We start from the raw sequence: 25,010 nt of genomic DNA, 5'->3' as shown, positions 1-25,010 counted from the left end.
GTACCTGAGCGCTGCGCGCTCAGGAGAGACCGGCCTCGCTGCGCTCGGCCGAGGCCGCCTTTCGGCGCCTAGCCCCTCCACTTCGCTCCGGGGCAGTGAAACGCCTCGCTGCGCTCGGCGGGGCTCGGCGAAGCCGAGCCAGAGCCGGCCCTTCGGGCCGGAGTCCTGCGCTTCGCTCCGGACCGGTTCGGGGTTCCGCTGCGCTCCACCCCAAACAGCCTGCTCCGCAGGCCTGCGTGACCCCGTTTCACGGGGTCCGGACCTACGGCCCGTTAGGCGGGTCCGCTCCGCTCCCCCACCCCGATCCTTCCAGCTCCGCCTCCAGAACCAGCCCGCTCCGCAGGCGGCTGGCAGCAGCAGGTCGGGGAACGGGTTACTACACACGGCCGGCTGCCGGTCCTGGGGCGCCTCGGAGCCCTAGTCGTTGTGGGTGAGGAGTGCCATGACTGTTTCGAGGTCGACTGCCGGGTCTCCTGTCGCTTCGACGGCAGCTATGAGCTTGTCGAGTTGAGTCGGGGACATCCGAGGAGCCAGACCCTCCCGAAGTTGGATGATGTCGAAGTGAGCGTCCTCGTCGAATCCGTAAAGACCGGCAAGAAGTTCTTGAGGGGTGGGTTCCATCGTCCCGTCCTTCCTAGAATCCAACCTGACATGAACGAGCGACCCGCCCGCGTGCGCCTGCAGAACCGCCCGCTTCCGCGGGCGGCTGCTTCGCATATCAGGCTTCGTCTTCAGGACCAGCCCTGGGCGGGCCGGTCTCACCCGGTCAGTGGGGGATCGTGGTCGAGTATGGCGGTTCCTATTGTTTCCGACCACCACATGCACTGGAGCGGTGGGTGGTCGTTGTTACGGCTCCGCGGGTTGCTCGGGTACCGACGAATTATTGAGTGCGTCGGCGAGGGCTTCAGCCTCGTCCGGGGTCAGTTCGACCACGAGCCGACCGCCACCTTCGAGCCGTGGCCTCAAGCGGACCGTCGCCCGTCCGCGGCCTTACCCTGCCGCGCGGCGCGAGGAATGCAGCATCGCTGAAGGACGGTGCGCGCACCGCGTTACCCGCGTCCAGGAATCACCAGAGCGGCTGATCTCCACCATGGACCGGCCCAGGAACCATAGGTGCCGTACGGGCGTCTCTGCCGCCGCAAGTGGAGAGCACCGTCCGGCACCAACGACCTGGGGGGGCACCCGCGATGGCCCGAAAGACCCGAGGAACCTGGAAGACCTGGAGATCCTGGAGAACGGTGACCACCGCGCTCGCCATCCTGATCTGCCTGACCGCCGCCGGGGCGTCACCCGCCACCGCCGACCCGGGCAGACCGTTCGCACCCAACGTGGACCAGCACTGCGCCATGCAGAACAGCGGCAGCGGTCCCATGACAACCGCGATACCCGTCGACCGGATCACCCTCAACCTCGAGACCGTCGGCTACCCCCCGACCGACTCCACCATCACCGCCTCCTACACCATCAGCGGCAGCACCAGGACCGGCACCGCCAACGGCACGTTCGACACCGCCAGGAAGAACGCCACGTTCAACTTCTCGGTTTCCAACCCGCCGCCGGGCGCGACACTGACCGTCACCTACCAGGTGTGGGGGCACGGCGTCTACTACAGCAACTTCGTGACCGCTCCGCTGGCGCCCTGTACCCAGGACAACCTCACCTACGTAGATGCCTCGACATGGAACGACTACGTGACCGTGACCGGCGTCTCCCAGCGCTGCGAGACCGTCGACATCGGCGTCGGCGGCAGGCACGCCCACATCCGCGAGGACATCGTGACCGTGAACGTCACGCACGGTCCGTCCTACGGGCCCTCGCCGTACGCGGGCCGGTCGGTCTGGGCCGACTACTGGATCGTCGGCCAAAAGGCCTACACCTCCGGAGCGTCCGGCGTCTTCGACTCCGACGGCAAGGCCACACTGTCGTTCGTGATCCTCACTCCGACCACCGGCGCCGAACTCGACGTGCTGGCAAGCGGCCAAGCAGGCTCACGCACCTTCCCCGCCCACTCCTGGACCGCCATCGCCTGCTGACCAGGCTCCGACACCGACAGCAGCATCGTGCTTCACTTTTGAATGCGGATTGACTCTGGACCCAGACTCCCGGTGCGCTGGCTGCCGGCACCGCGCAGGTGTCGGCGATCAGTGAAACTGCGCAGTACTCCACCGACCTGCGCAGCTAGACCCAGTCCTAGGAACTACGCAGGTCAAACAGCTGCACGCCCCAGACTCTGCGCAGATTCAGTGAGCCAGCCAGTCGGCAACCCACTCAGCCGCACTGCACAACCCCAGGTCATAAGCCTGACGACTTCGCAGCTCTACTGACAGCCGACACTACGACGAGGGGAACGGCACATCGCCCGACCATCCTGCGCAATACACGAGTGTCACCGGTCCCACTGCCCCTTGATCGGACCCGTGGGGGGAATCGGCGGGGTGGGACGGGTCGGTGGGGTGGGCCGCTCCACGACCGTCGTCACCGCCGGCGCGGCGCCCGCTTTGGTGCAGGTCAGGATCGTGGTCACCTTCCTGCCGCCGGCGTTGGCATGCGTCTCGTCGGAGCCGCCCTGGGTGCACTTGCCGGTGTCCACCAGCGCCGGCTTCGGCTTGGACTTGTCCGATATGGCGGAGGAGACGGTGTGGGGAGCCGCGCTGGCCGATGAGGTGGTGACAGGCAGGACGAAGACGGTGGTGGCAGCCGCGAGTACGGGCAGCGTCCGGAGGAGTCGAGCGGTCGTGTTCATGGGTGGCACTCCTTGGAAGAGGGGATGAGGAGGTCGCGGACGGAGCCCGGTCACTTCAGGCTGGCCGGGTCGGCCGTGCACACCGTCTTGGTGGAGATCACCGGCGTCTGGCCCTTCACGCACGAGATCGTGGTGGTGGTCGAGCACTCACCGACCGACACCACCGACGAGGAGCTCTCGGTACTCGTACAGACCTGCGGCTTGGGCTTCGGCTTACCCTTCTCCTGCACGGCAGAGGTCGTAGTCGCCGCCGAGGCCGACGAGGTCATGGCGGGCAGAACGAAGGCTGCGGCAGCCGCAGCGAGCACGGGCAGCGTCCGGAGCAGTCGACAGGTCGGATTCACAGTTACTCCTTAGTAGAGGGGGGATGCGTTGTCCCGGCCCTGCGGGTCCCGCAGCACCGGAACCGGTACTGACTTGCAGGTGGTGACGGGGTGGCGCCTAAGAAAAGGGTGTCGCGGGGCCCGCCGGCACGACAGCCACGACGATTCGAGTCTTGACACGCCGGCCATCAAGTGCTCGCCACCCGGCGAGGAGGAAACCCCGCGGGATCATCGCACCGGGCCGCGTACCCCGAGCCGCACGTCCTCCACCACGAAAAAAGCCCGCCGACTCGAGGCCGACGCACGAACACGGGACCGGGCACCGCGGCACCGAAGCCGCCTCCCGCTGCTGGGAACACATAGGCGACCTGGAGGTGCCTACCAGCACAGACCGGGAAACACGCCGCCGAGCCCCCGGGTGCGGTGGCCGGGTAGCCGGGAAGGTCAGCCGGAGGTGGCGAGTGCCCGGGCGGGCTGTGTCTGCTCGTATGCGTGGCCGACCCGCAGGAGCGTGGGTTCTCCGAGGGGCCGGCCGAGCAGCTGCATGCCGATGGGCAGGCCCGCCTCGTCGTGGCCGACCGGAACGGTCAGGGCGGGCACTCCGGTGATGTTGGCGGGGGCGCAGAGGCGTACGTAGGCGTCGGAGACGCTCTCGGTGGTGCCGTCGGGCCAGGTGACGGTCTCCTCGTCAACCCGGACCGCGGGCAGGGGGACACTCGGGGCGGCGATCACGTCGACCTCCTCCAGCATCCGTGCCCACCGCGCGCGCATGAGCGTGCGGGAGCGCTGGGCGCGCAGGTAGTCACCGGCGCTCATCAGCTCGCTCGCCTCCAGGAGGATGCGGACGTCCTCCTGGTACCGCTCGGGGACCGCGCGCAGACTGCGCTCGTGGTAGGCGCCGGCTTCGGGCACCATCAGGCCCCACTGGGTGGCCTGGATGTAGCGGGTCATCGGGATGTCGACTTCGACGAGCCGCGCGCCCAGGGCTTCCAGTTGTGCGACGGCGTCCCGGACGGCGGTCTCCACCCGCGGGTGGACGTGGTCGAAGTAGTAGGTGCGCGGCAGGCCGATGCGTAGCCCGGTCAGGTCCGTCCCGGCACCGGGCCGGTAGTCCGCGGCGGACACGGACAGCGAGGCGGGGTCGCGCGGGTCGTGTCCGGCCAGCGCGGTCAGGACCAGGGCGGCGTCCTCGACGGTGCGGGTGATCGGGCCGACGTGGTCCAGCGACCAGGACAGGGAGGTGACGCCGTGACGGGGGACGAGCCCGTAGGTCGGCTTGAGGCCGACGACCCCGTTGAGCGCGGCGGGCACCCGGATGGACCCGCCGGTGTCGGTGCCCAGGGCGAAGGTGGCGGTGCCCGAGGCCACGGCGACCGCGGAACCGCCGCTGGAGCCGTCGGCGACCCGGCCGCGGTGGCGGGCGTTTCGGGTCTGCGGGGTGGTCAGGCCGAACGCGAATTCGTGGGTGTGGGTCTTGCCGAGCAGGATCGCACCGGCCGCGCCCAGCCGGGCGGCGACCGTGCTGTCCGCTGTTGCGCGGTGGCCGGCGCGGACCCGGGAGCTGGCGGTGGTGGCCATCCCCTCGACGTCGATCAGGTCTTTGAGCCCCATCGGGATGCCGTGCAGGGGTCCCCGGTGGCGGCCCTGCGCCACTTCGTGTGCGGCTTCGCCGGCCGCCCGGCGCGCCTGCTCCGCCGTGACCGTGACGTAGGCGCCGAGGTGGGGGTCCGCCTCCTCGATGCGGTCGAGGACGGAATCGACCAGTTCGACGGGGGACAGCCGCCGGGCGCGTATCGCGTCCGCGGCGGCGGCGAGGGGCAGTTCATACGGTTGCATCGCGCTTTTCTTCCTCGTGCTGTGCGGCGCGGTAGGCGGCGGCGGGCGGGACGTCCGCGAAGTCCAGCTCGTGCAGGACCTTGACGACGCTGTGGATGTGGTTGGCGACCGCGGCGACGGCTGCGTGGCGCTCGGCGGGGAGGACCAGGCCGGTTCGGGCGGCCCAGCGGGCGGCCTCGGGCGGGGTGAGTTCGTCAGCGGCCATGGGGTTCTGCCTTTCGGTGGAGGGGGGAGCGGTGGCGTGGCCGACGCCCGGAAGGCCGATGGGGCGGCGGCCGGCGGCTCGCGCCGGGTCGGGCGCGCACGGTTCGTCCGGCGCGCACGGTTCGTCCGGCGGACGGACCGTGCGGCGGACGGACCGTGCGGCGGACGGGCCGCGCGGTCAGGCCGCGCCGGCGGGGAGCTCGGCGCCGTGCTCGGCGAGGAGCCGGTAGCGGCCGTTCTCCCGGCGGACGGTGCCACCGGTGGGCTGCGGGAAGTGGGTACCCAGGAGCAGCGCGTCGGTGTCCGCCAGAGCGTCCAGGAGCCGGGCGCGGGTGCGGACGGCCTGGGCGGGGTCGATGTCGACGCAGCTGTTCACGTGGGGGTGGGACAGCTGGACGGGGTGGTGGATGCTGTCGCCGGTGATCAGCGCGCGGCGGTCGCTGCCGCGCAGTTCCACGGCGACTTGTCCCGGGGTGTGGCCCGGGGCGGGGAGGAGGAGGACGCCGGGGGCCACCTCGTGCCCTCGCGCGGGGACGTCCACGAGGTCGTACTGTGCGGCGTCGCGGACGGGGGTGACGGAGTCGCGGAACATCTGGCGTCGGGGCTCGTCCAGGTCGGCGGTGGCCCAGTGGTCCCACTCGGTGCGGCTCGCGAGGTAGCGGGCGTTGGGGAAGGTGGGTACCCAGTCCCCGCCGGTGAGGCGGGTGTTCCAGCCGACGTGATCGGTGTGCAGGTGGGTGGTGATCACCAGGTCCACGGACTCGGGCGGGAAGCCGGCTGCTGCAAGGCGCTGGGGGAAGTCGGTGCGAAGGCCGTTCCAGGCGGGGTTGGCCCGCGGCTTGTCGTTGCCGATGCCGGTGTCGACGACGATCCGCAGCCCGCCGGCCTCCACGGCGAAGCTGTGGCTCGCCAGCCGCGGCACGTCGGCGTCGGCGAAGTCGGGGCGCAGCCACGGTGCCTCGTCCAGAACCTCCCGGGTCGCGTCCGGCAGCAGCCAGGGCCCGGTCTGGCGGGGCAGTTCGACCTCGTCGACGCGTCGCACGACGAGATCGCCGAGGTTCCAACCCGTGCTGGCGCGGGAGTCGGCCGGACGGGGCGTGGCGGTGTCCACCGGCGGGTCCTTTCTGTGGGGCGGGCAGGGACACGTCTCACCTACGACCAACAAACGCAAATTTTTTTGCGTTTGTTGGTCGTAGGTGAGAGTAGGCCTCACGCCCCTCGAAAAGCAAACGTTTAGCTTTTAGCCGCCCGAGGCCGGCCTTGGGCCGAGCACCGCCGCCACGAGACGGTCGGTGTAGGCCGACGACAGGTCCGAGGGGCGGAACAGGATGCGGTACAGGAGGGGGGCGACGACGGCGTCCAGCAGGGTCTCCACCTCGGGCACGGCCTCCCCGCGCCCGGCCGCGCGCACCCCAATGGCCTTCAGCTGCTCGGCGGCGTAGTCGGAGCAGCGCAGCGCATTGCCCTGCTCGGGATCCCCCAGCAGGGCGTCGCGGACGTACGTGCGGCCCGCCATGGAAGACATCTCCTCCGCGAACTGCACCGCCCACGCCGCCAGGTCCGCCCGCAGGTCACCGTGGTCGGCCGGCGGGGCATCGGGGCGCAACCGTTCGACGGCCACGTCCGACAGCAGCTCCCGCAGGTCCCCCCAGCGCCGGTAGATGGTGGACGGCGTCACTCCCGCGCGGGCTGCGATCAGCGGCACGGTGAGCGCGTCCCGGCCCACCTCTGCCTCCAGATCACGGACGGCCTGGTGCACGGACTGCTGGACGCGGGCGCTGCGCCCGCCGGGGCGCGAGGTGGGTCGGGCACTCATACGCCCAGCTTAACGCGAAAGAATTGCGTCTGCGTCAACCACCCGCCCCCGTCGACCACGGGGCGACTCGGTCGACGAGTACGCCTACCGGCAGCGCGGCCAGGCAGCGGCAAGCGGTCTTCGCCCGGGCCGCGAGGGCCGCGAGGACGCTCACGGCGTAAACGATGCCGCACATCAACGGCACCAGGTCGTCAGCGGTCACATCCACGCGCACGACGGGGGCCTCGCGCGCCCGCCGAAAGATCCGCTTCCCCACGGTCGACAGGGCCTGCTTCAATCGCCACCATCACCGGAATCTCTCTGAAAGCCCAGCGGCGCAACACGTCCACAGCTTCCGGGCCCAGGTGCGCGCGCCCAACCCCGGCAAGCGCCCACTCCTCTACGACCGCGCGCAGACCCTCGTCTACCCCAGGCGGCCGCACCCCTGCCGCCGCTGCCCCAACCCGGCGACCTCCTGACCGACGCCGAGGCCCCCGGCCTGGACCGCGCTGAACCGCGCGGCCCGGCGGCGGACGCCGTACGGCCAGTGGTGTGACTGAGCGGCTCAGGTAGCGGGTTTCGCCAATTGAAGCGGTCAGCTGTCGCGCATCCCCAGTAGTACGGGGCACATCGGGAAGCGATGGTGCAACGGCGGCATCCCAAACCCCTGGCAGTCAGCCGCGCGCCGTGACATCGTCCGCAGGTGACCGACGCTGCTGGTGAGGCAATGACCTCAAGACGCCCGGACGACCGTGCTGCGTCCGCCCTGCGCTTCGCGATGGAACTCATCGCGTGGGTGGCCACACCCTGGGCCCTGGCCAGCCACTCATGGCTGCTTGCCGCCCTGTCCGTGGTGGCCCTGATCGGCCTTCCGACGTTGTTCTCCACCCCGGGGGACAAAGCCAACGTGATCATCGCTGTGCCGGGCTGGGCCACGATCCTGCTGGTGCTGCTCCAACTCGCCGCGGCCGTGGTCTCCTCGTGGCTGGCCTGGCCCACCTGGGCGGCGGTCCCCGTGACCCTGCTGGCCGCCGCCACCCTCGCGACGGAGCGTCGACGCTGGCGATGGCTGGTTTCCACGAACCGACTCGCCAACTGAAGCGCTCACCCGCTGCGTCCGTCGGCCAGTTGAGCCGCGGGGCGGCTATGAGCCGCCTGGCGGCACCGGGAGCGCGAGGGGCAGCCGGACCCGAAGCTAGGAGCGCCAGACGACTTGCAGCGTGGCTTCCTGGCGCAGATTCAGTGAGTCAGCCAGTCAACAACCCACTCAGCCAAACTGCGCACCCTCAGGCCAGGAGCGTGACACCGCCGCCATCGCTCGGATCAAAACCCCCATCGGAATCACGGAGATCACGGGCAAGGAACCCGCCACGATCGTGGTGAGCGTCGCGGCCGACCTGCTCCGGACCTTCGAACAGGAAGAACGTGCTGAGTGAACGTCACCACGCGACTGGCCGTACCGTGGGGGATCGGCTCCGAAGAAGGGAACGCGCGTGCGGTACAGGGTGACGGTGGATGTCGCGGCATCACCGGAGCGGGTGTGGGAGGTGCTGGCCGACATCGAGGGCTGGCCTCGCTGGACGGTGTCGAAGACGAGCGTACGGCTGTTGTCCGGCGGCCCGGTGGCGGTCGGGAGCGAGGCGGAGGTCCGGCAGCTCAAGCTGGCGACCGAGGTGTGGCAGGTCACCGAGATGGAGGCCGGGCGCAGCTTCGAGTGGCGCTCCCAGAATCCGGTGTTCACCACGATCAGTACGCACCAGATCGAGCCGCTCGGCGCGGGCCGGTCCCGCGTCGTGCTCGGCCTGCAGCAGAAGGGTTTCATGGCGCCGCTGCTCGCGCTGGCGTACGGCAAGCTGACTCGCCGGTACGTCGACATGGAGGCGGCCGGGCTGAAGCGGTACTGCGAGGCGATGGGCGGCTGAGCGCACGGGGCCGGAGCCCCGCACCGCCCGTCTCAGGCGCGCCACTTACGGAAGACGCGCCGTACTGAGGTGCCGCGCCTGAGCATGCCGCGGCACCGGAGCACGGTCCTGAACTGGATCGTGGCCGTCCCGGCCAGGCCCGCGGCGGAACCGGGCGGCGACATGACGACCAGCACGGAACAGATCACCGGCGAAACGGGCGCCCTGGATCTGATGCGCTGGTACCTCGCCGCTGACCCGGAAGCCGTCGTTGCCGCCGCGGCGGCGGGCGCCGTGAGCCCGACTGCGGGCCGCCTGCATGCACCAGCGGGCCTCGGGGCTGCTGACCGAAATGCTGGCCGCCATAGCCCTGCCCGCCGGCCTACGTCCAGTCACTGGCCGAGGATCTGGCCGCGACCGGCTGCAAGGTGGAGAACACGGTGCCCGGATGCGGCATCCAAGTCCGCGGCTTCCTCTCCCGCAGCCTGTACGTCAACAAGATGTTCAACTACATCGGGCTCGGAACGGGGGTACTGCCCCTGCTCCTGGGCGCGTTCGTCGCGGGCCCGCTGATCGGGCGCGAGCTGGGATCGGGGACCTACCGACTCCAGTGGACCCAATCGGTCAGTCCGGCCCGCTGGCTCGGCGCCAAGCTGGCGGTGCCGGTCGCCGGCGTACTCCTCGTCCTCCCCGCGTTCGTGCTCCTCGCCGCCTGGATCCGGCGGGAATCGGTGAGCACCTGGTATCCGCTTCAGTGGAACGACCTCGCCGTCTACCAGGTGATCGGGCCGGTGGCGGTGAGTTACGCCCTCCTCGGCATCGCGGTCGGCGCCATGGCCGGCCTGATGATCGGACGCACGGTACCCGCCATGGCAGCGGCCGTCACCGCGGTCGGGCTCATCTCGGCTGCCCTCGTCCTCGAACTCCTGCGGACCCCGCGCGGCGGCGAGAGCGGCCCGGCCCCGGTTCCCGCCGGCGACCGGAACCCCGACGGCCTGTCGTGGCTCGTCCGGCCCGGCGGGCTGCGGCCCTGGCAGACATCGGTCAGCGACTACCGGATGATCCTCGTCGAAGGCGTAGCCCCGGACGAGCTGCCCGCGCTGCTCGGCTCATCGCCCGGCACGGTGCTCTCCCCGCCCCTGCGGCAGTGGGATGTCACCCGGCACCACCGATCCGGCCAGCAGGTCTTCTCCAGCTACGACGACAAGGCGCTTCTCAGCGTCGGACGGGCCGGGTCGGGCTGGAGTTTCGCCTTCGAACAGGACCCTTCCGCAGGATTCGACACCGCGCGCTTCGTCTCTCCCGCGCCGGCCGCCTCGGCCGGCGGAGGGTGGGCGATCGTGATCTGGCACGAGTGGCGCCAGGGCATCGCGCTCTTCCACATGTCGGCCGCCAAGGGTGGCACCCTGCGCTACGCGTTCACCGTGCGCGCCGGGACGCTCGAAGCCACCGTCGGCGACGTACCTGCCGAACTGACCTCGGCCACCCTCGGGTTCGATGCCCCCGACGGGGACGGCCAGGCCGCGGCGGCAGCCCGCGTCCTGGACGCCATCGCCCGCCTCCACGGTGTCACCCTGCCTCGCCCTCACCGAGGGCCGGCTGCACACCTTCGAGTCGCTCTCCTGGAGCCGCCCTCCCGGCCCCGGAGAGGCGTACATGATGATCAGCAGCAGCTAACCCCGCTGGCCCCGGCCTCGGGACTGGTTGGACCAACAGAACAGTGGGTGGCGGCAGTGATGATTCCGTTTGTGGGTCTCGTAGATACAACCAGTTGCGAGAACTGCTCTGTACCGCTTGTGTGTACCGCCGGTACACACAAGCGGTACACGTCAAGCGCTGTCGGTCACGACGTCTCCATGTTGCAGCGGTCAGCGGTGCCGGCGGCGCAGGAGCGCGAAGGCCGAGACGATCGCGGCGGCGGCGAGGGTCAGCACGAGCGCGCTCTCGACCAGTTGCAGCGGCCAGAAGTGGGACTCGGGGTGATAGCGGGTCCCGATGAATTCGACCGGACCGGAAATGTCCCCCTCGCCCCCGCGCGCGGGCCCGTCGAGGGTGGGCCAGAACCAGGGGCGGATCAAGGCGCCGTTCCGCGGTCAGTACAGGGGCGAGCAGCGGGTCAGCGAGCAGGCCCACCGGCGCGATGTGGCCCGGGCCGAGCGGCTCCCACAACGGGATCGCGGCACGCAGAATGTGCCAGGCGGCATCGGTGTCGCCCCACCGGGCCTGCTCGCGGGCCTCGTGGACGGCCGCGCCGAACGCTCCGCCGGGCCGGTAGCGGTACGCCCCCTCGCGTACGGCGCGCTGGATGTCAGCTGCGGCCCGGGTGGTGTCGGGGAAGATGGCAGGGTCGGAGTAGTGCCAGTCCTCCGCGGGCCGGCCCCTGTTCAGCAGATCGGCGGCCGTCAAGGGGAGCTGTTCGCTGAGGAAGCGTGGGTTGTCGGGGTGCGGGGGCTGGACCCCGCACCCACGCGATCCCTCCAGCTGCGCTATCTGATTCAGGAGTTCGAGCGCGTACGGCCGGCCGTACTTCTGCGCTTCCTCCAGCAGGGCGGCCGCCTCTTCGTGCCGGCCGCGCAGTGCTGCGGTCCGGGCCCGGGATACGGCGGCGTCCTGGGCCCGGGTCGTCCCGTTGACGAATGCGGGGCCGTCCTCGCCGTCCCGGCCGGGCGCGTGCGCGTGGAACTCCTGGTGCATGGCGACCATGAACGCCGCGAACGACGGATACCGCTCAGGGTCCCCCTCGGCCCGCCAGGAAGCCCACACCCGCACCGCCCACTCGCCATCCGGTCCCACGTCCTGCGGGTCGAGTAGCACGAAGGTGATATCCGACTCGACGTCCAGTTGCAGCGCCCGGGACCACAGGCCCACCTGCGCCCGCACCTCCTCGGGGTTGTCCTCCTCGCCCCAAAATTCGTCGAAATCCTCGCCGAGGCCCATCGCGTCGTCGTGCCAGTGCGCCTCGCGGGTGCCGGCCAGTTTCCACACGAAGGCGCCGGCGTGCCGCCAGCCGTCGCTGACCCGCAGGAACTCGCGGTAGGAGGGCGGCATCGCGCGGCCGAGCCGGTTCTCCATCGCAGCGACGTCTGCCTCGGTGGCCGGATCGACGCCGAGCCATCTGCCCTGCCATGCTGCGACGTCGTCGGGGCTCAGCTCTTCAACGTCACCGTGCGCGTCCGCCCACTCCTCGCTCCACCGGGCCAGAAAGTTCCGCCAGTCGACATGTTTGATCTCCATGCCGGTGATCCTCACAGCGGGCACCGACAACGGGGTGTCGCGATGTCATCCGGCACCGCAGGACTCCACATAGCCGAGACCTTCACCAGGACGGCTTCGTCGAACTTGACGAGGATGCGGCGCTCGCCGCTGCGGTTGTTGAGGTACACGCGTTCCATCATGATTCCTCCTCGGTGGCTGGCTGTGGTGCGGTGGGGATCAGCAGCTGCTCGTGACGAGCGTGAGGGCGGCGGCGACCGTGTCGGCCAGGGGGCATCGTCGGTGGCAGCCCGGCCGTACTCATCCGCACCCGCCACAACGACGACATCGCCCGTCTGTCGACCTCGCCTGGTGGTGGGACTGGCCCGCAGAGCACCTCACCGCACGCTCCGGGCCGTCATGTCCGGCACCGTCGACGACCTCGAAGAGATCGCTCCCCGGACCTGAGCACCGGCCCTCACGAACAGCACACGAGGAGGGGGCGAACGTTGCCTGAGGCGGCACTGGCTCACGCCGCGGGCGCGGCGCGCCGAGGTGATCGTGGTGGACTCGGCAACACACCGTCATCAACCTGTGAAGGTTCTGCGGGACGCTGGTGCTCAGCTCGCATCCTCAGGCCCAGTCCAGCCGGCGCACTTCGCGCTTCTCATCGGGGGGAACCACACCATGAGCACCGTACGCAGAGCCGCTGCCGTCCTCGCCGCCGTATCCGCACTGGCCGCCCTGACTGCCTGTGGACCCTCCGAGGACACCGCGGGGGGCGGGGCCGGCGGGTCGTCCGCGAGCCCGGCGAAGTCCGCCACGCCGGCCGCACCGCCGACGCCGGCCAAGCCGACCGCGTCGGCCAAGCCGTCGACGACGTCGAAGCCGGCGAAGCCGGCGAAGCTGCCGAAGCTGCCGAAGCCGACGAAGCCCTCCACCGATCCCGGCTTCGACGTCTTCCCGTGCAGCACGTTCGACGTGAAGTTCACCGCGACCCTGGCGGAGCCCACGACGAGCAGCTACCTGCTGAAGATCACCAACAAGGGCACCAAGGCGTGCAGGGCACTGGGGCATCCGATCGTGGCCTTCGGGGACCTGGCCGGCCAGGCCACCGAGCGCGGCACGGCTCCCGGCGTCGAGGACGCGATCAGGCTCGACCCGGGGGAGTCGGCGTACGCTGGGCTGATGGGCGGCGCCAACGACGGCAAGGGCAAGACCGTCAACTCGATCGGGCTGACCATGAACACGGAGTCGGACCTGGAGCAGACCCCGCTGAAGGCGTCGACTCCCGGTCTGTACGTCTCGCCCGACAAGAACTCCGTGACGGCCTGGATGGACAACGCCGAGGACGCTCTCAGCCTCTAGCGCTGTGTCGCGCGTGCCCTGGACCCGCCCGGCGCCGAAGCTCAGGCGAAGCGCCAGCGGGTCTGGCTGTACGGGGCCTTGCCGAAGCCGAAGACCGTGCGCGGGGCGACCGCGAAGACCACCGCCTCCCCGGCACCGGGGTTGACGAAGACGCCGTCGCCGACGTCGAAGTGCCATTCCGCGCCGTACTTCGCCTCCCACGCCGCGGCGAGCGCACGCAACCGTCCGGCGTCGGTCACCCTCACCGCCTCGCCCTCGACGACCAGGTCGAGGCCCCCGTGGAGGGAGTTGCTTCCGGTGGTGAGCGCGACGTTCGGATTGCCGCGGAGGTTCTCGGCCTTGCGCTCGGACGGACCCGTGCAGAAGTGAAGCGCGCCGTCCGCCCAGACACCGATGAGCGGCGTGACGTGCGGGCGCGCGTCGGGACGTACCGTCGTGAGCCAGTACAGCTCGGCCGCGGTCAGCTCCGCCACGGCCGTCGGCCACGGGACGGCGGCCGCCTCCTCGTCGCTGTAGCGCTCGTCCAACCGGGTGTCGGGCACGGGTGAGGTGTTCATGGGCCTCCAGCCTCGCCCGCAGGTGCGGAGAGTGCACGGCCGACATGCCCGTGCCTTCGGACGTCACCCGATCGGTTTCGGGCGCCGGCCGGCGGCGGCCAGGCCGTGGCGGCGGGCCACATAGATCAGGTACCGGTTGCGCTCGGGGTTGGGACAGTCGAGGGGCAGCCCAGGACCGCCCTGCCCGTCGACACGTCAAGACCGAACTCGACGTTGGTGGTCATGCCCGGCATGGTGCGTCCATATGAGAGTGCGCCGCCTGCCCAAGGGGCCCACTCCTGGCGGGCCCCTTTCGCAGACCGGCCCGCCAAGCCGGGTGAGGCGCAGGCCTCCCGACCCGAAACGGGACCGCTCCGCCACCCGCACCTCCCCCGGCACCGCCAACGGCCCCGTGCCGGGGGAGGTCAGCCGGCGCAGCGACGCCCCGAACTCCCCCGCCGCAAATCCGCCAGTGCGTTGGCGTCCTCGTCGGTGGACCAGCCGGACAACCCGTCAGGCCGTCGGCCAGGGCCGGCCACCGGTCATCGAGGCGGAACCGGCGCATCACGCCCCCGGGGGTGGCCAGCACCTGTGAAGCGACCGTCGCCCCCGCGGGGACTCGATCTCGGCGTGGGCTGGCAGCCGGGCAACAACTCGACCGCCGGCATCGAGGCGTCCACCCCGTACGCCACAGGCGAAGGACGCGTCGTCGTTCCCGGGGCACACACCGAGCCCCCCGAGTGATACCACCCCGGTCACGGCCCGGCCGGTCCGGCACGGCACAGTGCGGTGCGATGCGATGCGGCGGTCTCTCGTGCCCGGATGTCGGGATAAGAAACGCATAAGATCGAACGCATGGGCGGGCAGGAGCAGGGCAAGCGAGGGCTCGGAGGTTGATAACTATGGTTCCCCTGCTTCTCGTTCTTCTGCTGGCTCTGATCCTCTTCGGCGCGGGATTCGCGGTGAAGATCCTCTGGTGGGTCGCCATCGCCGTCCTGGTGCTGTGGCTCATCGGCTTCGTCGCCCGACCCAAGGGCGGCAGCGGACGCTGGTACCGCTGGTAGCAGCACCAGCCGACGTCACTTTCACACCAGCGCAGCGGTACAACGGCGGCGGCCCGTCCCCAGAGCGGGGGCAGGCCGCCGCCGTTTTACCGTCGGGTCCGCAGGCACCCAGTGCGCGGTAAAAATCCCAGGTACGGGGTATGCGCGCGGCAACCGGGAGAGCCGCCGGGACGCAGCAGGGGGAACCTGCTCACCTCCAACCACCAGCGGCCCTCCCGGCCCCGCCCCCCGGCAAGACACGCCCGGCACCGGGCAAGGAGACCGCTGCGCGCCGCCCGCGCTCGCACCGCCCTAAGCGGTGCGCCGGTCGAGGCGCTGCCTGCGCGATCGGGAGGGGTGGCCGGCAGGACACCCGGCCCGTCTCCGGAACGAGGAAGGTCTCGTCTCCTTCCTCTGGAAGGAGACGAGACCTTGTGGAGCGCTGGGCAGGCCTTGCACCTGCATCCCCCCACGGGAAGTGGGGTGTCTTTCCTTGGACCACCAACGCCAGGCCCGGCAACTGGTGAAGCTGCGGACTCAAGATCAATCATACGGCATACCCGACGAGGTCACTCGGCTCGGGTGGGCCGTTGCCGGGCGGGGGGAGCCTGGAAACCAGCGGGACCGGCCAGCGTCACCCAGGTGAGGTGACCGGTGACCGGCTCGGTCGGGGCAGAGCAGGGCAGAGGAGGCGGCGAGGTCACACAGATGGCGGTGACGGCTTTGACGGACCGTCAATCCCTGTGGGGGCCGGGCTGGGGAAAGGCCCCCGAACGGGGCTGCCTGGAGAGGGGTGCGCAAGGGATGGCCCTGCGGTAGCCGGCCACGCCTGGCGTGGAAGCGCCGGTCGCAGCCACGTGAGCGCGTCGAAAGCTTCGAAGGTCGTCGGCCGCAGCTCTGCGAAACGGTTGGTACCGGCGGGTGTCGGTGGTCGTGGTTAGGGTGACGATCATGACTATGGCAGCAGTGATGATTACGGTGGACTGTGCGGAACCGCAGGAGTTGGCCCAGTGGTGGGCCACTGCGTTGGGAGGCGAGATCGCCCAGGACCACGGCGACTTCGTCATCGTCAAAGCGCAGCCTCTGGCGCTGGGTTTCCAGCGTGTGGCCGAAGAGCGGCGCGGCAAGAACCGTGTACACGTCGACTTCGCCGCCGCGTCCGGCACGGGCATGGCGCGGGAGGTGGAGCGGCTGGTCGCTCTGGGGGCGAGCGTCGTCGGCGAACACAGCATTCCCGGCCTGACCTGGACTGTGTTGCAGGACCCGGCCGGCAACGAATTCTGCGTCCACTGACAAGCATCGCCACCGTTCCGGTCACGGCCACTCGTTGATCAGCGGTAGAGGCTCCGACCGCCGTATCTGGCCGTGAGCTTGCGGGTCTCATCCGTGTTCAGGCCCAACGCGGCCGCCACGGCCGCGGACTCGTGAGGGCGGGCATGCCGCGCCGGCCATGACCGCATCAGTACGTGAGTCTGAGCTGGCGGCTTGCTTGTCAGCTTGATGCTGATCGGCACCGGCCCGCGGCCGGGGTGGCCCGGTGGTCCGCGGCCCCGGGTGCCCGGGAGGTGGCAGCGGTCTTCGCTCGGGGGTGGCGGCCGAGCATCGGGAGCAGCAGGGGGGCCGGCACGGGATCACGTAGCGGGCAGCGGTGGTTGGGATGTGCGGCACTGGAGCGTCTAGGGCACCCTCGCGGTCAACGCCAAGCCCAACGGGACCACCGTCCTGGTTCTGACGGGCATGGTGAGCTCCGGCCTGTTCACCGGAGCGACGGTCGTCCAGACCAAGGTCCTGGCCAACACCGACCTGACCGCCTGCGCCACCGCGCAGGGACTGGCCTCCGTCGGCGGCCCGGTCACCCTGACCGTCACCGGGTGACGAAGCCCCGATACTCCTGGCGTCCCACTGCCTGAGGCGCGTCCGCCGAACCGGGCCGGGCCGGGCCGCTTCCGCCCGGTCCTCGGACACAGTTGCCCCCGCCCGCTCGGCAACCCACATGACGCGATCGAGGACGTCTTCAAGCACTGACCTACGCGCCGTGAGGGCTCGGAACGCGGAGCGGTCCAGGCCTTCACACATCCCGGCGGTCAGTCGGGGCGGTCAAAAGGTGGCGGGCTAGGGCCGGGTGGGCTGGGGCAGTTCGGCCAGGCCAAAGAGAAGGGGAGACCGCCGACTACCAGGTTTGGAATGCGTCGGGTCAGGGTCAGCCGTTGCGCATCATGGTGTTGATCCAGGTGGTGAAGGTGCTTGATGCGGTTGAATGCGGGACTGCTGGAATTGGGGGCGGCTAGACCGTTGGGACCCCGCTGCCCACCCCCTCCCGGCACGAGGCGACGGCACCCGCGCCGCCAGCGTGGGCCTGCCCGCACACACCAGCCACTCTTTCCGCTCCTCGCCGCCGGCGACTTCTGGTTCGACGACCCCACCGCCGACCACCACGACGGCACCAACAGCCGCCTCCACGCCTGACGCGGACAGGGCACAGCAACGGGTCTCAATGCCCCCGGCTGCGCCCGCACAGGCCCATCGGCATGCCCCGCGGCGTCCGGGCTCAGCTCGACAGCACGGCGACGGCGATGACTACCGCGAGCATCAGCACCACGCAGCCGCAGGTGGCCAGAGTGTCACGCCGGGCACCCCTTATCCCCTCCTTGGTGTCGACCCGCCAGGAAGGGTCTAGGACCACCTCACCGGATTCAAGCTCCGCCACCACCCGCTGAACCTCGGCGTAGGAGTACACGGTGAAGGTGCTCTCACCCAAGGTTCCGTAACTCTTCTGCTCCTTGGTCCCCACCCCGTGGGTGGAGGCCACCTGAGGCACGAACCTACGTCTGACCATCCAGAGAGCGGCGGCCCTGTCGGCCGTCACCCAGTTGAGGCCCGGGGGCAACGCTTCTGGTGTGGTCATGCCCGCCATGGTGCCGCTGAGGGCGACATGGGACATCCGCAGATTTACGTAAACGACTACGCACCTACCGCATAAAAGCCCGCATGGCGCCATGACGTTTGAGGGCGGTGATCGCGAGCACGGGAGTGTCACGACCAATCCGGTACTACACGAGGAGGTCCCCATGTCGGGCACCGAGAAGACCAAGGCCCACGCCGAGCAGGCCAAGGGCAAGGCCAAGGAAGCCATGGGCCGCATGACCGGCAACCAGCGGATGACCGCCGACGGCCACGCCGACCAGGCCAAGGGCAACGCCCGCCAGGCCAAGGAAGACGTCAAGGACACCCTCCGCCACTGAACCGCACCCCGCGCGCAGCCTCCTGGCTGTGACGCCCGCTGGGCCCCGACCACCTCCCCCGGGTCGGGGCCCAGCCCTGTGCCCGAACCTGCCCGGCCGGGCATGGCCCGGCTCAGGCGGGGGTGCCGCTGGCGGTGTAGGCGCCGTGCGAGTCCAGGCACAGGACGGTGGCATCGTCCACGGGCGGCCGGCCCTCGTAGGCGTCGGTGACAGCGCCGACCAAGGCGCGTACCACTTCGCGGGGGTCCTCCTCGGCGGTCTTGCGCAGGAGGCCGGGAAGGTCGACGCCTTCGGCGTCGCGTTCCTGCATTCCGTCCGTGTAGAGCGGGAGCCGGTCACCGGGTCGCAGGTCAAGGTCCTGGACCCGGTAGAGACCCTGGTGGGCGACACCGAAGGGCAGGTCCACGGCCAGGCTCAGTTCGCTCACTGTGCCCTCGCGCAGCCGCAGCGGCCAGGGGTGGCTGGCGTTGACGAGCTGGGCGCGGGTGCCGTCCAGGGCGATGCGCAGCAGCTGGCCGGTGGCGAGGCTGTGCCGGCCGTGGTCGAGGAGGGCCTGGTGCCGGCGCCGGAGCGGGAGAGCGATCCGTGCGGTCAGACGCTCGGACGGCCCAGTGGTCGAGGCGGACGAGGTCTGAACCACGGCGTCCGCGAGGCTAAAGGCCTGATGCCCCCGCGCGTAGGGGCATGGCGAAGCGCTACCGCACGACACCGCCCCGTACGAGGCCCATACGGGGCGGTGCGCTGTCCGCCGCTACCTCTGGTCGCTGCGCAGCATGGCGATGTAGTGCGTCGCCTGGGCGTAGGTGGTCACGGTGGCGCCGCCGATGTCGGTCGGCGTCGGGCGGGAGCCGTTGCGCTCCTGGTAGATCCACCGGGAGCCCCGCCCCCAGTCGTTCTCCTCGGCGGCTTCCTGGGCGGTCAGGGAGGTACCGCCGCCGAGGGCTTGGCGCACTGTGCCCTCGATGTTGCGGAAGCGGGCCGACTCGGAGGTCAGGGCGATCGCGGCGACCAGGTGGTTGCGGATCGCGTTCGCGTCGCCTCCGTCGCGGGCGAACTCCCACAGGGCGTTCATGTTGCCCCACACCCCGTTCGGAGTGATCCACAGCTGCCTGCTCTGGGTGTCGCCGTGCTCCAGGCTGTGGTTGCCCCCGTAGCGCCCGCTGTAGGGGAGAACGATGGCGTTGCGGCCGAGCGCATGGCCGAGGTCGAAGGGTTCCTGCTCCCCGACCTGGCTGAACTGGACGACGTTTCCGGCGTTGCCGGTGGAGAAGCCCCGCAGGTAGAGGTTGTTGGCGGTGAGGTAGAGCGTGACCGTCCGCCTGACGTCCTGACCGTTCTCCTGCCAGGTGTAGGTGGCGTTGACGGCGATGACCTCATTGCCGCGGCTGGTCTCCCACACGGCGTCCGAACCGGAACCGCCCACCATGGTGCCGGTGTTGCGCAGCGACCTGATGAAGTCCGAGTAGCGGGCGCGCAGGGTGTTGGAATTGGTCGAGGTCAGGTCCCAGGCGACCGTGCGGACGGGGACCTGGAGGGCAGAGACGGGGGCTGTCTCGGGCCGTGAGTCGGCGGCCTGGGCGGCGGGAGCGGCCACGGCCAGCAGGGGCAGGCACAGGAGTGCCGCGACGAGGGGCTTGCGCATCGGGGTGTTCCTCATTCGGGTGGGTGCCGGTGACGTGCGGGGCGGGGAGGCGGCGGTCAGTTGACCGTGAAGACGACGTCGGCGTTCTTGCCTCCGCCGCCGGCCCGGGCGCAGGAGTGGCCCGCGGGAACCTGGCAGTCGTAGGAGTTGCCGCCGGAGAAGGGGTTGTCCCAGCGGAAGACGACCTTGCCGCCGCCGGACATCTGGTATTCGGCCGAGCCCTCCGTCCCGGTGGCGAAGCCGTCGGACTCGCTCTGCCAGCGGGCCACCGCGCCGTTGTTCATGACCGACGGGGGCAGGTTGTCACCGCTCCATATGCCGTGGTCCAGGCCCGCACCGGTCCGGGCAAGCAGGGCGCCGGATTGGTTCACCACCGTGACGCGGACACTGCGCACGGGGGTGACCGCGAGGGCTCCGGCCTGTGAGAGGGCCGAGAGCCGGGCGGTGGACTTGGCCGTCAGGGCGAAGTTGACGGTGGCGTTGTTCCCGCCACCGCCCGAGCGGCTGCACTCGTAGCCCTCGGGGGCCTCGCAGCTGTAGGAGTTGCTGCCCGCATAGGGGTTGTTCCAGCGGATGGTCACGTCCTTGGCCGTACCGGCGATGTTGTAGGTGACGTGACCCTGGGTGCCGGTGGCGAACCCGCAGGACTCGCTGCTCCAGGAGGCGGAGACGGTCTTGGCGATGGCATCCGGGGGCAGGCCGTCCCGGGACCAGCACCCGTGGTCCAGGCCGGAGCCGGTGCGCAGCAGCTGGCGGCCCGTGCTGTTGGCGAAGACGACGCTGGTGCTGCGCTCGGCGGACTGGACGGAGGCGCCGCCGGGGGCCGGGGCGGCCTGGGCGGCGGGGGCGAGTGCGGCGGCGCCGCCGGCCAGAGCGGCCAGGAGGGCGGCCGAGGCGGACCAGCGGGCACGGGTCCTTTTGGACATGTGCATGACAAACCCTTCGTGTGCGGGGTACGAGGTATGTGAGGGGTGGAAAGGGGTGAGGGGGCCGGGCGGGCCGTCCGTCAGTCGACGTACCAGAGGAGGTAGCGGCTGGAACTGTCGTTGGGGTTGCACTCGTAGCGGCTGTACAGGCCCAGGCCGACGGTGAGCGAACCGGCCTGGTTGCACTGTGCGTAACTCGCGTACGAGCCGCCGTAGATCCGGTACTCCTCGGCGGCGCTCGCGGCGCCGGAGGAGACGGCCACGAGGGCGGCGGCGGCACAGAGGCCGGCGGCCAGTCTGCGGGGGGCGGTTCGGGGCATGGCGAAGCGCACGGGGAAAACCTTCCGTTGATTGATCGGAGCCGTGCGCCGCGTACGGCGACGCACGAGAGACCGGACGCGTCCGTCGACGCGCCCTGCCGGCGACCGGGTCGGGCCCACAACCACCCAACCGACAGCGGATGGAGTCCGCTGCCCCCGCACCCGGTCTCCCAGGCGGCTCAGTCGAGCGGCTTGCGGGGGCACCAGGAGTCGCCCCAAGCCGTCGTCACGAGGCAGTGCTTGTTGTCGTGGCCGCCGCCCTGCGGGGGTGTGATGGTCGTCCCGTGCACATCGGCGGTGGCCGCGGCGGCGCCGCCCCACACGATCCCCGTGCTCAGTACGACCGCGAACAGTGTCCGCACCACGATTGCGCGCATGGCGTCGATTCCCCTCGTCTCGGCGACAGTTCGGCCACGGCGGGCGGTGCTCCTGGTCGGGGAGCCGTCCCTGCCGTGGTCACCACACTGCCAGTGGATGGATGGCACATGCATCCCCGAGGAGGGATCATGATCCTGCCAGGCACGTTTAGGAGGCATGCGATGGAGACGGACAGCGGACCCGGCACGGCGGCCCAAGTACCCGGCCTCGACAGCGCGGCCGTCCTGCTCTACCGGTGGACGGTCATCCACGAACGCCTGACCCCGGCGACCCTCGCGCAGGCCGCGGCCGAGACCGGAGTGAACCCGCGGGCCTGCCTGGCGGCCCTGCGGACACTCACCGACTCCTGCCTCCTCACGGAACTGCCCGCCGACGACGGGGCGGGAGAGCCGGCCGGCTGGCAGCCCGTGAGCCCCCAGGCCGCCACCGCGCAGTTGCTGTCGGACCGCGACACGGCCCTGCGCGCGCAGGAAGAGGCGCTGCGGGAACAGCGCCGGCGCATCCAGCTGCAACGCGACGGGCTGGCCGCGCTGACGCCGGTCTACGTCCAGGCCCGCCAACACGTCTTCCCGCAGGGGACCATCGACCACTTGCCGGACAAGCTGGCGGTCCGCTCGCTGCTGTCGGACGTGATCGACTCCTGCCACAGCGAGGTGCTGGTCTCCAAGCACGGCGGCTCGTTCCCGCCCGCGGCGTTGCGGGAGGCGTTGCCGCGCGACGTGGCACTGCTCGGGCGGGGCATCCGGATGCGGAGCCTGTACCAGCACGCGACGCGCTTCGACCAGGCAACACGGCTGCACGCGGAGGAACTCATCGGAGCGGGCGCCGAGATCCGGACGCTGCCGGAGGTACTGCCGCAGATGATCATCGTGGACGGGACGCTGGCCCTGCTGCCGGCCAGGTCGGGCGGGGCGCTGCTGATCCGGGAGCCGGACCTGCTGGCCTACCTGCTGGACGTCTTCGAGCGGGACTGGGAGAACGCCGCGCCGTTCGCGACGGGGCCGCAGGCCGCGCACGACGTGTCCAAGACGATGAAGCAGAGCATCCTCGTGCTGCTCGCCAAAGGGCTCAAGGACGAGTCCGTCGCGCGCCGCCTGGGCATCTCCCTGCGCACCTGCCGCCGTCACGTCTCCGAGCTGGTGGAAGGGCTCGGCGCGCACAGCCGCTTCCAGGCGGGGGTCATCGCCGAACGCCAGGGCCTGACCGCCCACCCGGACCGCCCCACCCCGCCCGCCCCGCCTGCGCCTGCCCCGTCCGCCACGGCCGTGCCCACGTCCGCCCCGCCGCCGGTGCCCCGGCCCGCGTCGGCCGGGCCCGGGGCCTGTGGGCCCGGGGCCGGTGGGCCCGCGGTCGGCACGGGGTGTCCCGGGTGTGGCGGGGCGGTGGCCGTGCCCGCCGCGGTCCCGGACCGGGCCGGTGGGCGTCCGCCCCGCTACTGCTCACCCCGCTGCCGCTCGCGCGCCTACCGGGCGCGGCTGAGGGAGCAGGGGACCGGACCGGGTGACGGCGCCGCCGCGCCGGACCGTACGGGCGTCACGAAACCCGCCGACCCCGTGACGTAACCCCTGGTGCCGTTGCGAATACTGCGACAGCCTTCCCCCGCAGATCAGGGATCTGGTCATCGACGCGGTCGTCGAGCTGCTCTCCTCCCAGCACCCCTACCGCGACTACGGCCTGGACACCGACAAGGTCTGCATCGAGCCGGCGCGCTCCACCTAGCCCCGCCGGGCGCACATCCTCAACTTCGATCACAACCGCGGCTGGCTGCGCTCCGTCTTCATCCGCGCAGCGCCGAACCTCACATCGTCATCGAGACCGTCTTCTGGCCGTAGCCCCGCGCCCGGGAAAAAGTCCGCGCGGCCACAGGCCGGACGCCGCCACCCGCAACGGTGCGTCACCGCTTCCGAGGCCGTTACTTCTTCGCTGGTGAATCGTTTTTCCCGGTGTTGCGACGAAATACAGGCCGCTCCCCCCGCCGTTCCGCGACACCGGCCCGGGCGCCACGCGTCCCCCCACGGCCCTGAACCGCACCCCCTTCGCCCGCGACAGCCGGCCAAGCCGCGCCAGAGGCCCCCGCCAGCGCGGCCGGGAGCGGACCAGAATCACGTCCAGAACGTCGCGCGACCCCCACGGGCACCCTCCCACGGACGCCCCGCGCCGGTCGGGCCAGATGCCCGACGACCAAGCGGGCCTGTTCCGGGCCGACTGTGTGCCCGACCGGCCGCCCGCCCGGACAGCATCGAGGTGGCCGTCCACGACCCCAGCCCGCAGCCACCGCGCATGCGCACCCCCGACCTGAACGGCGGCACCGGAGGCTTCGGCTGGCCCATGGTCAAACGCCTCGCGCGCATCACCCGTGTCACCGACGCCCCCGGCGGCGGCAAAATCGTACGCGCCTTCCTGCCCCGGTAAAACACACCGCAGCACGTCGCCCACCCGGCGGCGTTGCCGAGATGAGCATTCCTGGACGTCCATGTGGATGCATACGGCGGTGCCCTGTTCGGGGGTGGTACGAATTTCGACCAGATCGCAGACGCCGCGTCGCTGCCGCCAGCGGCGGCTTGCCCAGGGTCGCCTAGTGTCTCTTCGATGGGTTGATCAGTTGATCGGATGTGCCTGTCCCACCTGGGAGATGATCCTCGCCGCCGTCCTGGCAGCGGCGGATGCGGTGTGGAGCAGCTGAACGTCGAGCTGGTTGGCCCCCTGACGAAGCCCGGATCGTTCTCGAAGCCGCCCGAGCGGCCAACCGGGCTCTGATCAGAGCTCTCAGTCAGTGCGGCTGAGACGCGCTGCCGGCATCGCTTCTTGCATACGACCCGTCCGAAGAAGAAGGCCACGAACGCCGACGGTCAGCGCCCAGAGCAGAAGTGGAAGAACGGCGGCTCGTTCCATACCTCCCATGCCGAGACCGAGGTAGTGGTCGGAGAGAAACAGCCCGAAGGCCGTGATCGCCATGGCTCCGAGCACGATGGTGCCCCACCGCAGGGGAATCGGTACGTGTTCTGCCATGCCGAACCCCGTCACGATGAGACCTATGTTGCCCACCGCCATGATGAAGAGGGCACCCAAGACATGCTGGTTCTCGTTGATGTCCGCAGGGGCCAGCCCGGCCAAAACGAATCCCACACCGGCACCGGCCAGCAGCAGTCGGGCCACAGGAGCTACCCGTCCCCTGCGCAAAAGGGCGCCGCCGGTCAGGGCGACACCGACAGCCAACAGCATCCCCAGAGCAACGAACGAAACATTCATCAGACCGTGGTCGGGGGAACAGATGTACCTCGGCGCAGGATCTGGTTGCACAGCGCAGTGACGTTGCCCAAGTCGCTGATGTTGTTCCGCGCCCAGCTGTACGGCCTGGCCCAAGCCGACTCGGTGATCCGATGGATGATGAAGAACTGCACCACGCCCACGATCCATGCCGAGTACCCGATCCGGACTCGCACCCGTCCACCTTCCGCCACCCGAATATCGTGCGGTCAGCCGATCACGCGACGCTGGACTCAGGCACTCCGACAAGCCCCCGGAACAGGGTGGGGCAGACCCTACTGCGACCGGAGCCAG

28 protein-coding genes and 2 pseudogenes are annotated in these 25,010 nt (G+C 70.4%); 11 read left to right on the top strand and 19 right to left on the bottom strand.

The annotated features are described in order from the left end of the window. Positions 1–417: 417 nt before the first annotated feature. Both OHA81_RS34490 and OHA81_RS34485 read right to left on the bottom strand, forming a co-directional pair. On the bottom strand, positions 418–621 hold the full coding sequence (locus OHA81_RS34490) for a hypothetical protein (RefSeq protein ID WP_329203365.1): 204 nt from the start codon (positions 619–621) through the stop codon (positions 418–420). A 225-nt stretch (positions 622–846) separates the two neighbouring features. Next, positions 847–994 (bottom strand): annotated as a pseudogene (locus tag OHA81_RS34485) (DUF3117 domain-containing protein); the annotation flags it as partial. 244 nt (positions 995–1,238) lie between these two features. Here OHA81_RS34485 and OHA81_RS34480 point away from each other — a divergent pair. Next, positions 1,239–2,033 (top strand): hypothetical protein, encoded by a 795-nt coding sequence (locus tag OHA81_RS34480; RefSeq protein ID WP_329203363.1) that lies wholly within the window; start codon positions 1,239–1,241, stop codon positions 2,031–2,033. Positions 2,034–2,386: 353 nt separating this feature from the next. On the opposite strand, the gene OHA81_RS34475 is transcribed toward OHA81_RS34480, so the two are convergent. Continuing rightward, positions 2,387–2,743 (bottom strand): hypothetical protein, encoded by a 357-nt coding sequence (locus OHA81_RS34475; protein WP_329203361.1) that lies wholly within the window; start codon positions 2,741–2,743, stop codon positions 2,387–2,389. A gap of 75 nt (positions 2,744–2,818) precedes the next feature. On the opposite strand from OHA81_RS34475, the gene OHA81_RS34470 reads away from it, so the two are divergent. Then, positions 2,819–3,100: a hypothetical protein gene (locus OHA81_RS34470; protein ID WP_329203359.1), complete on the top strand. Its 282-nt coding sequence runs from the start codon at positions 2,819–2,821 to the stop codon at positions 3,098–3,100. A gap of 410 nt (positions 3,101–3,510) precedes the next feature. Here the strand turns inward: OHA81_RS34470 and OHA81_RS34465 are convergent, their stop codons facing one another. From OHA81_RS34465 to OHA81_RS34445, 5 genes are all read right to left on the bottom strand, one after another. Next, the gene (locus OHA81_RS34465; RefSeq protein WP_329203357.1) at positions 3,511–4,902 is read right to left on the bottom strand and encodes an amidase; all 1,392 of its coding nucleotides are present in this window, start codon (positions 4,900–4,902) and stop codon (positions 3,511–3,513) included. Then, a complete protein-coding gene (locus OHA81_RS34460) occupies positions 4,889–5,107 on the bottom strand; it encodes a hypothetical protein (protein ID WP_329203355.1) in 219 nt (72 codons plus the stop codon). Before OHA81_RS34460 ends, OHA81_RS34465 begins: the two co-directional genes overlap by 14 nt. Before the next feature lie 177 nt (positions 5,108–5,284). Continuing rightward, a complete protein-coding gene (locus OHA81_RS34455) occupies positions 5,285–6,217 on the bottom strand; it encodes an MBL fold metallo-hydrolase (RefSeq protein WP_329203353.1) in 933 nt (310 codons plus the stop codon). Between the two features lie 129 nt (positions 6,218–6,346). Further along, the gene (locus tag OHA81_RS34450; RefSeq protein WP_329203351.1) at positions 6,347–6,922 is read right to left on the bottom strand and encodes a TetR/AcrR family transcriptional regulator; all 576 of its coding nucleotides are present in this window, start codon (positions 6,920–6,922) and stop codon (positions 6,347–6,349) included. A gap of 34 nt (positions 6,923–6,956) precedes the next feature. Further along, complete coding sequence (locus OHA81_RS34445) at positions 6,957–7,124, bottom strand: hypothetical protein (protein ID WP_329203348.1); 168 nt, start codon at positions 7,122–7,124, stop codon at positions 6,957–6,959. A gap of 504 nt (positions 7,125–7,628) precedes the next feature. Here OHA81_RS34445 and OHA81_RS34440 point away from each other — a divergent pair. Together OHA81_RS34440 and OHA81_RS34430 are read left to right on the top strand one after the other, a co-directional pair. Further along, on the top strand, positions 7,629–8,000 hold the full coding sequence (locus OHA81_RS34440) for a hypothetical protein (RefSeq protein WP_329203346.1): 372 nt from the start codon (positions 7,629–7,631) through the stop codon (positions 7,998–8,000). 394 nt (positions 8,001–8,394) lie between these two features. Then, entirely contained in the window at positions 8,395–8,823 is a 429-nt protein-coding gene (locus OHA81_RS34430; protein ID WP_329203345.1) for an SRPBCC family protein, read from the top strand. A 1,548-nt stretch (positions 8,824–10,371) separates the two neighbouring features. Here the strand turns inward: OHA81_RS34430 and OHA81_RS34770 are convergent. Both OHA81_RS34770 and OHA81_RS34415 read right to left on the bottom strand, forming a co-directional pair. Then, positions 10,372–12,036 carry an SMI1/KNR4 family protein gene (locus tag OHA81_RS34770; RefSeq protein ID WP_443056824.1) on the bottom strand — a complete coding sequence of 555 codons (1,665 nt, stop codon included), beginning with the start codon at positions 12,034–12,036 and terminating at the stop codon, positions 10,372–10,374. A gap of 11 nt (positions 12,037–12,047) precedes the next feature. Then, on the bottom strand, positions 12,048–12,197 hold the full coding sequence (locus OHA81_RS34415) for a hypothetical protein (protein ID WP_329203343.1): 150 nt from the start codon (positions 12,195–12,197) through the stop codon (positions 12,048–12,050). Positions 12,198–12,681: 484 nt separating this feature from the next. On the opposite strand from OHA81_RS34415, the gene OHA81_RS34410 reads away from it, so the two are divergent. Then, complete coding sequence (locus OHA81_RS34410; RefSeq protein WP_329203341.1) at positions 12,682–13,362, top strand: DUF4232 domain-containing protein; 681 nt, start codon at positions 12,682–12,684, stop codon at positions 13,360–13,362. 41 nt (positions 13,363–13,403) lie between these two features. Here the strand turns inward: OHA81_RS34410 and OHA81_RS34405 are convergent, their stop codons facing one another. Then, entirely contained in the window at positions 13,404–13,919 is a 516-nt protein-coding gene (locus tag OHA81_RS34405) for a pyridoxamine 5'-phosphate oxidase family protein (RefSeq protein WP_329203339.1), read from the bottom strand. A gap of 881 nt (positions 13,920–14,800) precedes the next feature. On the opposite strand from OHA81_RS34405, the gene OHA81_RS34400 reads away from it, so the two are divergent. The 3 genes from OHA81_RS34400 (at position 14,801) to OHA81_RS34390 (ending at position 16,816) form a co-directional block, all read left to right on the top strand. After that, the gene (locus OHA81_RS34400; RefSeq protein WP_037792689.1) at positions 14,801–14,962 is read left to right on the top strand and encodes a hypothetical protein; all 162 of its coding nucleotides are present in this window, start codon (positions 14,801–14,803) and stop codon (positions 14,960–14,962) included. Between the two features lie 930 nt (positions 14,963–15,892). Then, positions 15,893–16,234 (top strand): VOC family protein, encoded by a 342-nt coding sequence (locus tag OHA81_RS34395; protein ID WP_329203337.1) that lies wholly within the window; start codon positions 15,893–15,895, stop codon positions 16,232–16,234. 444 nt (positions 16,235–16,678) lie between these two features. Beyond that, positions 16,679–16,816: a hypothetical protein gene (locus OHA81_RS34390; RefSeq protein ID WP_329203335.1), complete on the top strand. Its 138-nt coding sequence runs from the start codon at positions 16,679–16,681 to the stop codon at positions 16,814–16,816. 673 nt (positions 16,817–17,489) lie between these two features. On the opposite strand, the gene OHA81_RS34385 is transcribed toward OHA81_RS34390, so the two are convergent. Next, a complete protein-coding gene (locus OHA81_RS34385) occupies positions 17,490–17,846 on the bottom strand; it encodes a hypothetical protein (RefSeq protein WP_159047101.1) in 357 nt (118 codons plus the stop codon). 163 nt (positions 17,847–18,009) lie between these two features. Here OHA81_RS34385 and OHA81_RS34380 point away from each other — a divergent pair, with 163 nt between their 5' ends. After that, positions 18,010–18,183, top strand: coding sequence for a CsbD family protein (locus OHA81_RS34380; protein ID WP_329203331.1), 174 nt, complete (start codon positions 18,010–18,012; stop codon positions 18,181–18,183). Positions 18,184–18,295: 112 nt separating this feature from the next. Here the strand turns inward: OHA81_RS34380 and OHA81_RS34375 are convergent, their stop codons facing one another. The 5 genes from OHA81_RS34375 to OHA81_RS34355 all read right to left on the bottom strand — a co-directional run bounded on the left by OHA81_RS34375 (position 18,296) and on the right by OHA81_RS34355 (position 21,448). Next, positions 18,296–18,823: a PP2C family protein-serine/threonine phosphatase gene (locus OHA81_RS34375; RefSeq protein ID WP_443056823.1), complete on the bottom strand. Its 528-nt coding sequence runs from the start codon at positions 18,821–18,823 to the stop codon at positions 18,296–18,298. 111 nt (positions 18,824–18,934) lie between these two features. Then, positions 18,935–19,825, bottom strand: a complete 891-nt coding sequence (locus tag OHA81_RS34370; RefSeq protein ID WP_329203329.1) for a ribosome-inactivating family protein — start codon at positions 19,823–19,825, stop codon at positions 18,935–18,937. 56 nt (positions 19,826–19,881) lie between these two features. After that, the gene (locus tag OHA81_RS34365) at positions 19,882–20,751 is read right to left on the bottom strand and encodes a Crystal protein ET79 (protein ID WP_329203327.1); all 870 of its coding nucleotides are present in this window, start codon (positions 20,749–20,751) and stop codon (positions 19,882–19,884) included. An 80-nt stretch (positions 20,752–20,831) separates the two neighbouring features. Next, positions 20,832–21,083 (bottom strand): hypothetical protein, encoded by a 252-nt coding sequence (locus OHA81_RS34360; RefSeq protein ID WP_136215290.1) that lies wholly within the window; start codon positions 21,081–21,083, stop codon positions 20,832–20,834. Between the two features lie 167 nt (positions 21,084–21,250). Beyond that, positions 21,251–21,448: a hypothetical protein gene (locus tag OHA81_RS34355; RefSeq protein ID WP_329203323.1), complete on the bottom strand. Its 198-nt coding sequence runs from the start codon at positions 21,446–21,448 to the stop codon at positions 21,251–21,253. A 162-nt stretch (positions 21,449–21,610) separates the two neighbouring features. On the opposite strand from OHA81_RS34355, the gene OHA81_RS34350 reads away from it, so the two are divergent. Next, a complete protein-coding gene (locus OHA81_RS34350) occupies positions 21,611–23,011 on the top strand; it encodes a LuxR C-terminal-related transcriptional regulator (RefSeq protein WP_329203320.1) in 1,401 nt (466 codons plus the stop codon). A gap of 661 nt (positions 23,012–23,672) precedes the next feature. After that, a pseudogene (locus tag OHA81_RS34345) lies at positions 23,673–23,861 on the top strand (ATP-binding protein); the annotation flags it as partial. 354 nt (positions 23,862–24,215) lie between these two features. Here the strand turns inward: OHA81_RS34345 and OHA81_RS34340 are convergent. Continuing rightward, positions 24,216–24,698, bottom strand: coding sequence for a hypothetical protein (locus tag OHA81_RS34340; protein WP_329203318.1), 483 nt, complete (start codon positions 24,696–24,698; stop codon positions 24,216–24,218). Then, positions 24,698–24,853 carry a hypothetical protein gene (locus OHA81_RS34335; protein WP_329203316.1) on the bottom strand — a complete coding sequence of 52 codons (156 nt, stop codon included), beginning with the start codon at positions 24,851–24,853 and terminating at the stop codon, positions 24,698–24,700. The genes OHA81_RS34340 and OHA81_RS34335 overlap by 1 nt, the downstream gene beginning before the upstream one ends. Positions 24,854–25,010: the final 157 nt, after the last annotated feature.

It is taken from the genome of Streptomyces sp. NBC_00667, from assembly GCF_036226825.1.
In the GTDB taxonomy this organism is placed as follows: Bacteria; Actinomycetota; Actinomycetes; order Streptomycetales; family Streptomycetaceae; genus Streptomyces.
The sequence above is the reverse complement of the archived record's forward strand: the minus strand, read 5'-3'. Positions and strand labels throughout refer to the sequence as shown.

Bases quoted from the DNA above. Each gene is read 5' to 3' on its own strand.
- OHA81_RS34400 (WP_037792689.1), top strand. From the start codon at position 14,801: ATGGTTCCCCTGCTTCTCGTTCTTCTGCTGGCTCTGATCCTCTTCGGC.
- OHA81_RS34390 (WP_329203335.1), top strand. From the start codon at position 16,679: ATGGTGAGCTCCGGCCTGTTCACCGGAGCGACGGTCGTCCAGACCAAG.
- OHA81_RS34355 (WP_329203323.1), bottom strand. From the start codon at position 21,448: ATGCGCGCAATCGTGGTGCGGACACTGTTCGCGGTCGTACTGAGCACG.
- OHA81_RS34380 (WP_329203331.1), top strand. From the start codon at position 18,010: ATGTCGGGCACCGAGAAGACCAAGGCCCACGCCGAGCAGGCCAAGGGC.
- OHA81_RS34385 (WP_159047101.1), bottom strand. From the start codon at position 17,846: ATGACCACACCAGAAGCGTTGCCCCCGGGCCTCAACTGGGTGACGGCC.
- OHA81_RS34415 (WP_329203343.1), bottom strand. From the start codon at position 12,197: ATGATGGAACGCGTGTACCTCAACAACCGCAGCGGCGAGCGCCGCATC.
- OHA81_RS34405 (WP_329203339.1), bottom strand. From the start codon at position 13,919: ATGAACACCTCACCCGTGCCCGACACCCGGTTGGACGAGCGCTACAGC.
- OHA81_RS34460 (WP_329203355.1), bottom strand. From the start codon at position 5,107: ATGGCCGCTGACGAACTCACCCCGCCCGAGGCCGCCCGCTGGGCCGCC.
- OHA81_RS34490 (WP_329203365.1), bottom strand. From the start codon at position 621: ATGGAACCCACCCCTCAAGAACTTCTTGCCGGTCTTTACGGATTCGAC.
- OHA81_RS34350 (WP_329203320.1), top strand. From the start codon at position 21,611: ATGGAGACGGACAGCGGACCCGGCACGGCGGCCCAAGTACCCGGCCTC.
- OHA81_RS34395 (WP_329203337.1), top strand. From the start codon at position 15,893: ATGACTATGGCAGCAGTGATGATTACGGTGGACTGTGCGGAACCGCAG.
- OHA81_RS34410 (WP_329203341.1), top strand. From the start codon at position 12,682: ATGAGCACCGTACGCAGAGCCGCTGCCGTCCTCGCCGCCGTATCCGCA.
- OHA81_RS34365 (WP_329203327.1), bottom strand. From the start codon at position 20,751: ATGTCCAAAAGGACCCGTGCCCGCTGGTCCGCCTCGGCCGCCCTCCTG.
- OHA81_RS34370 (WP_329203329.1), bottom strand. From the start codon at position 19,825: ATGCGCAAGCCCCTCGTCGCGGCACTCCTGTGCCTGCCCCTGCTGGCC.
- OHA81_RS34440 (WP_329203346.1), top strand. From the start codon at position 7,629: ATGACCTCAAGACGCCCGGACGACCGTGCTGCGTCCGCCCTGCGCTTC.
- OHA81_RS34770 (WP_443056824.1), bottom strand. From the start codon at position 12,036: ATGGAGATCAAACATGTCGACTGGCGGAACTTTCTGGCCCGGTGGAGC.
- OHA81_RS34465 (WP_329203357.1), bottom strand. From the start codon at position 4,902: ATGCAACCGTATGAACTGCCCCTCGCCGCCGCCGCGGACGCGATACGC.
- OHA81_RS34475 (WP_329203361.1), bottom strand. From the start codon at position 2,743: ATGAACACGACCGCTCGACTCCTCCGGACGCTGCCCGTACTCGCGGCT.
- OHA81_RS34340 (WP_329203318.1), bottom strand. From the start codon at position 24,698: ATGAATGTTTCGTTCGTTGCTCTGGGGATGCTGTTGGCTGTCGGTGTC.
- OHA81_RS34450 (WP_329203351.1), bottom strand. From the start codon at position 6,922: ATGAGTGCCCGACCCACCTCGCGCCCCGGCGGGCGCAGCGCCCGCGTC.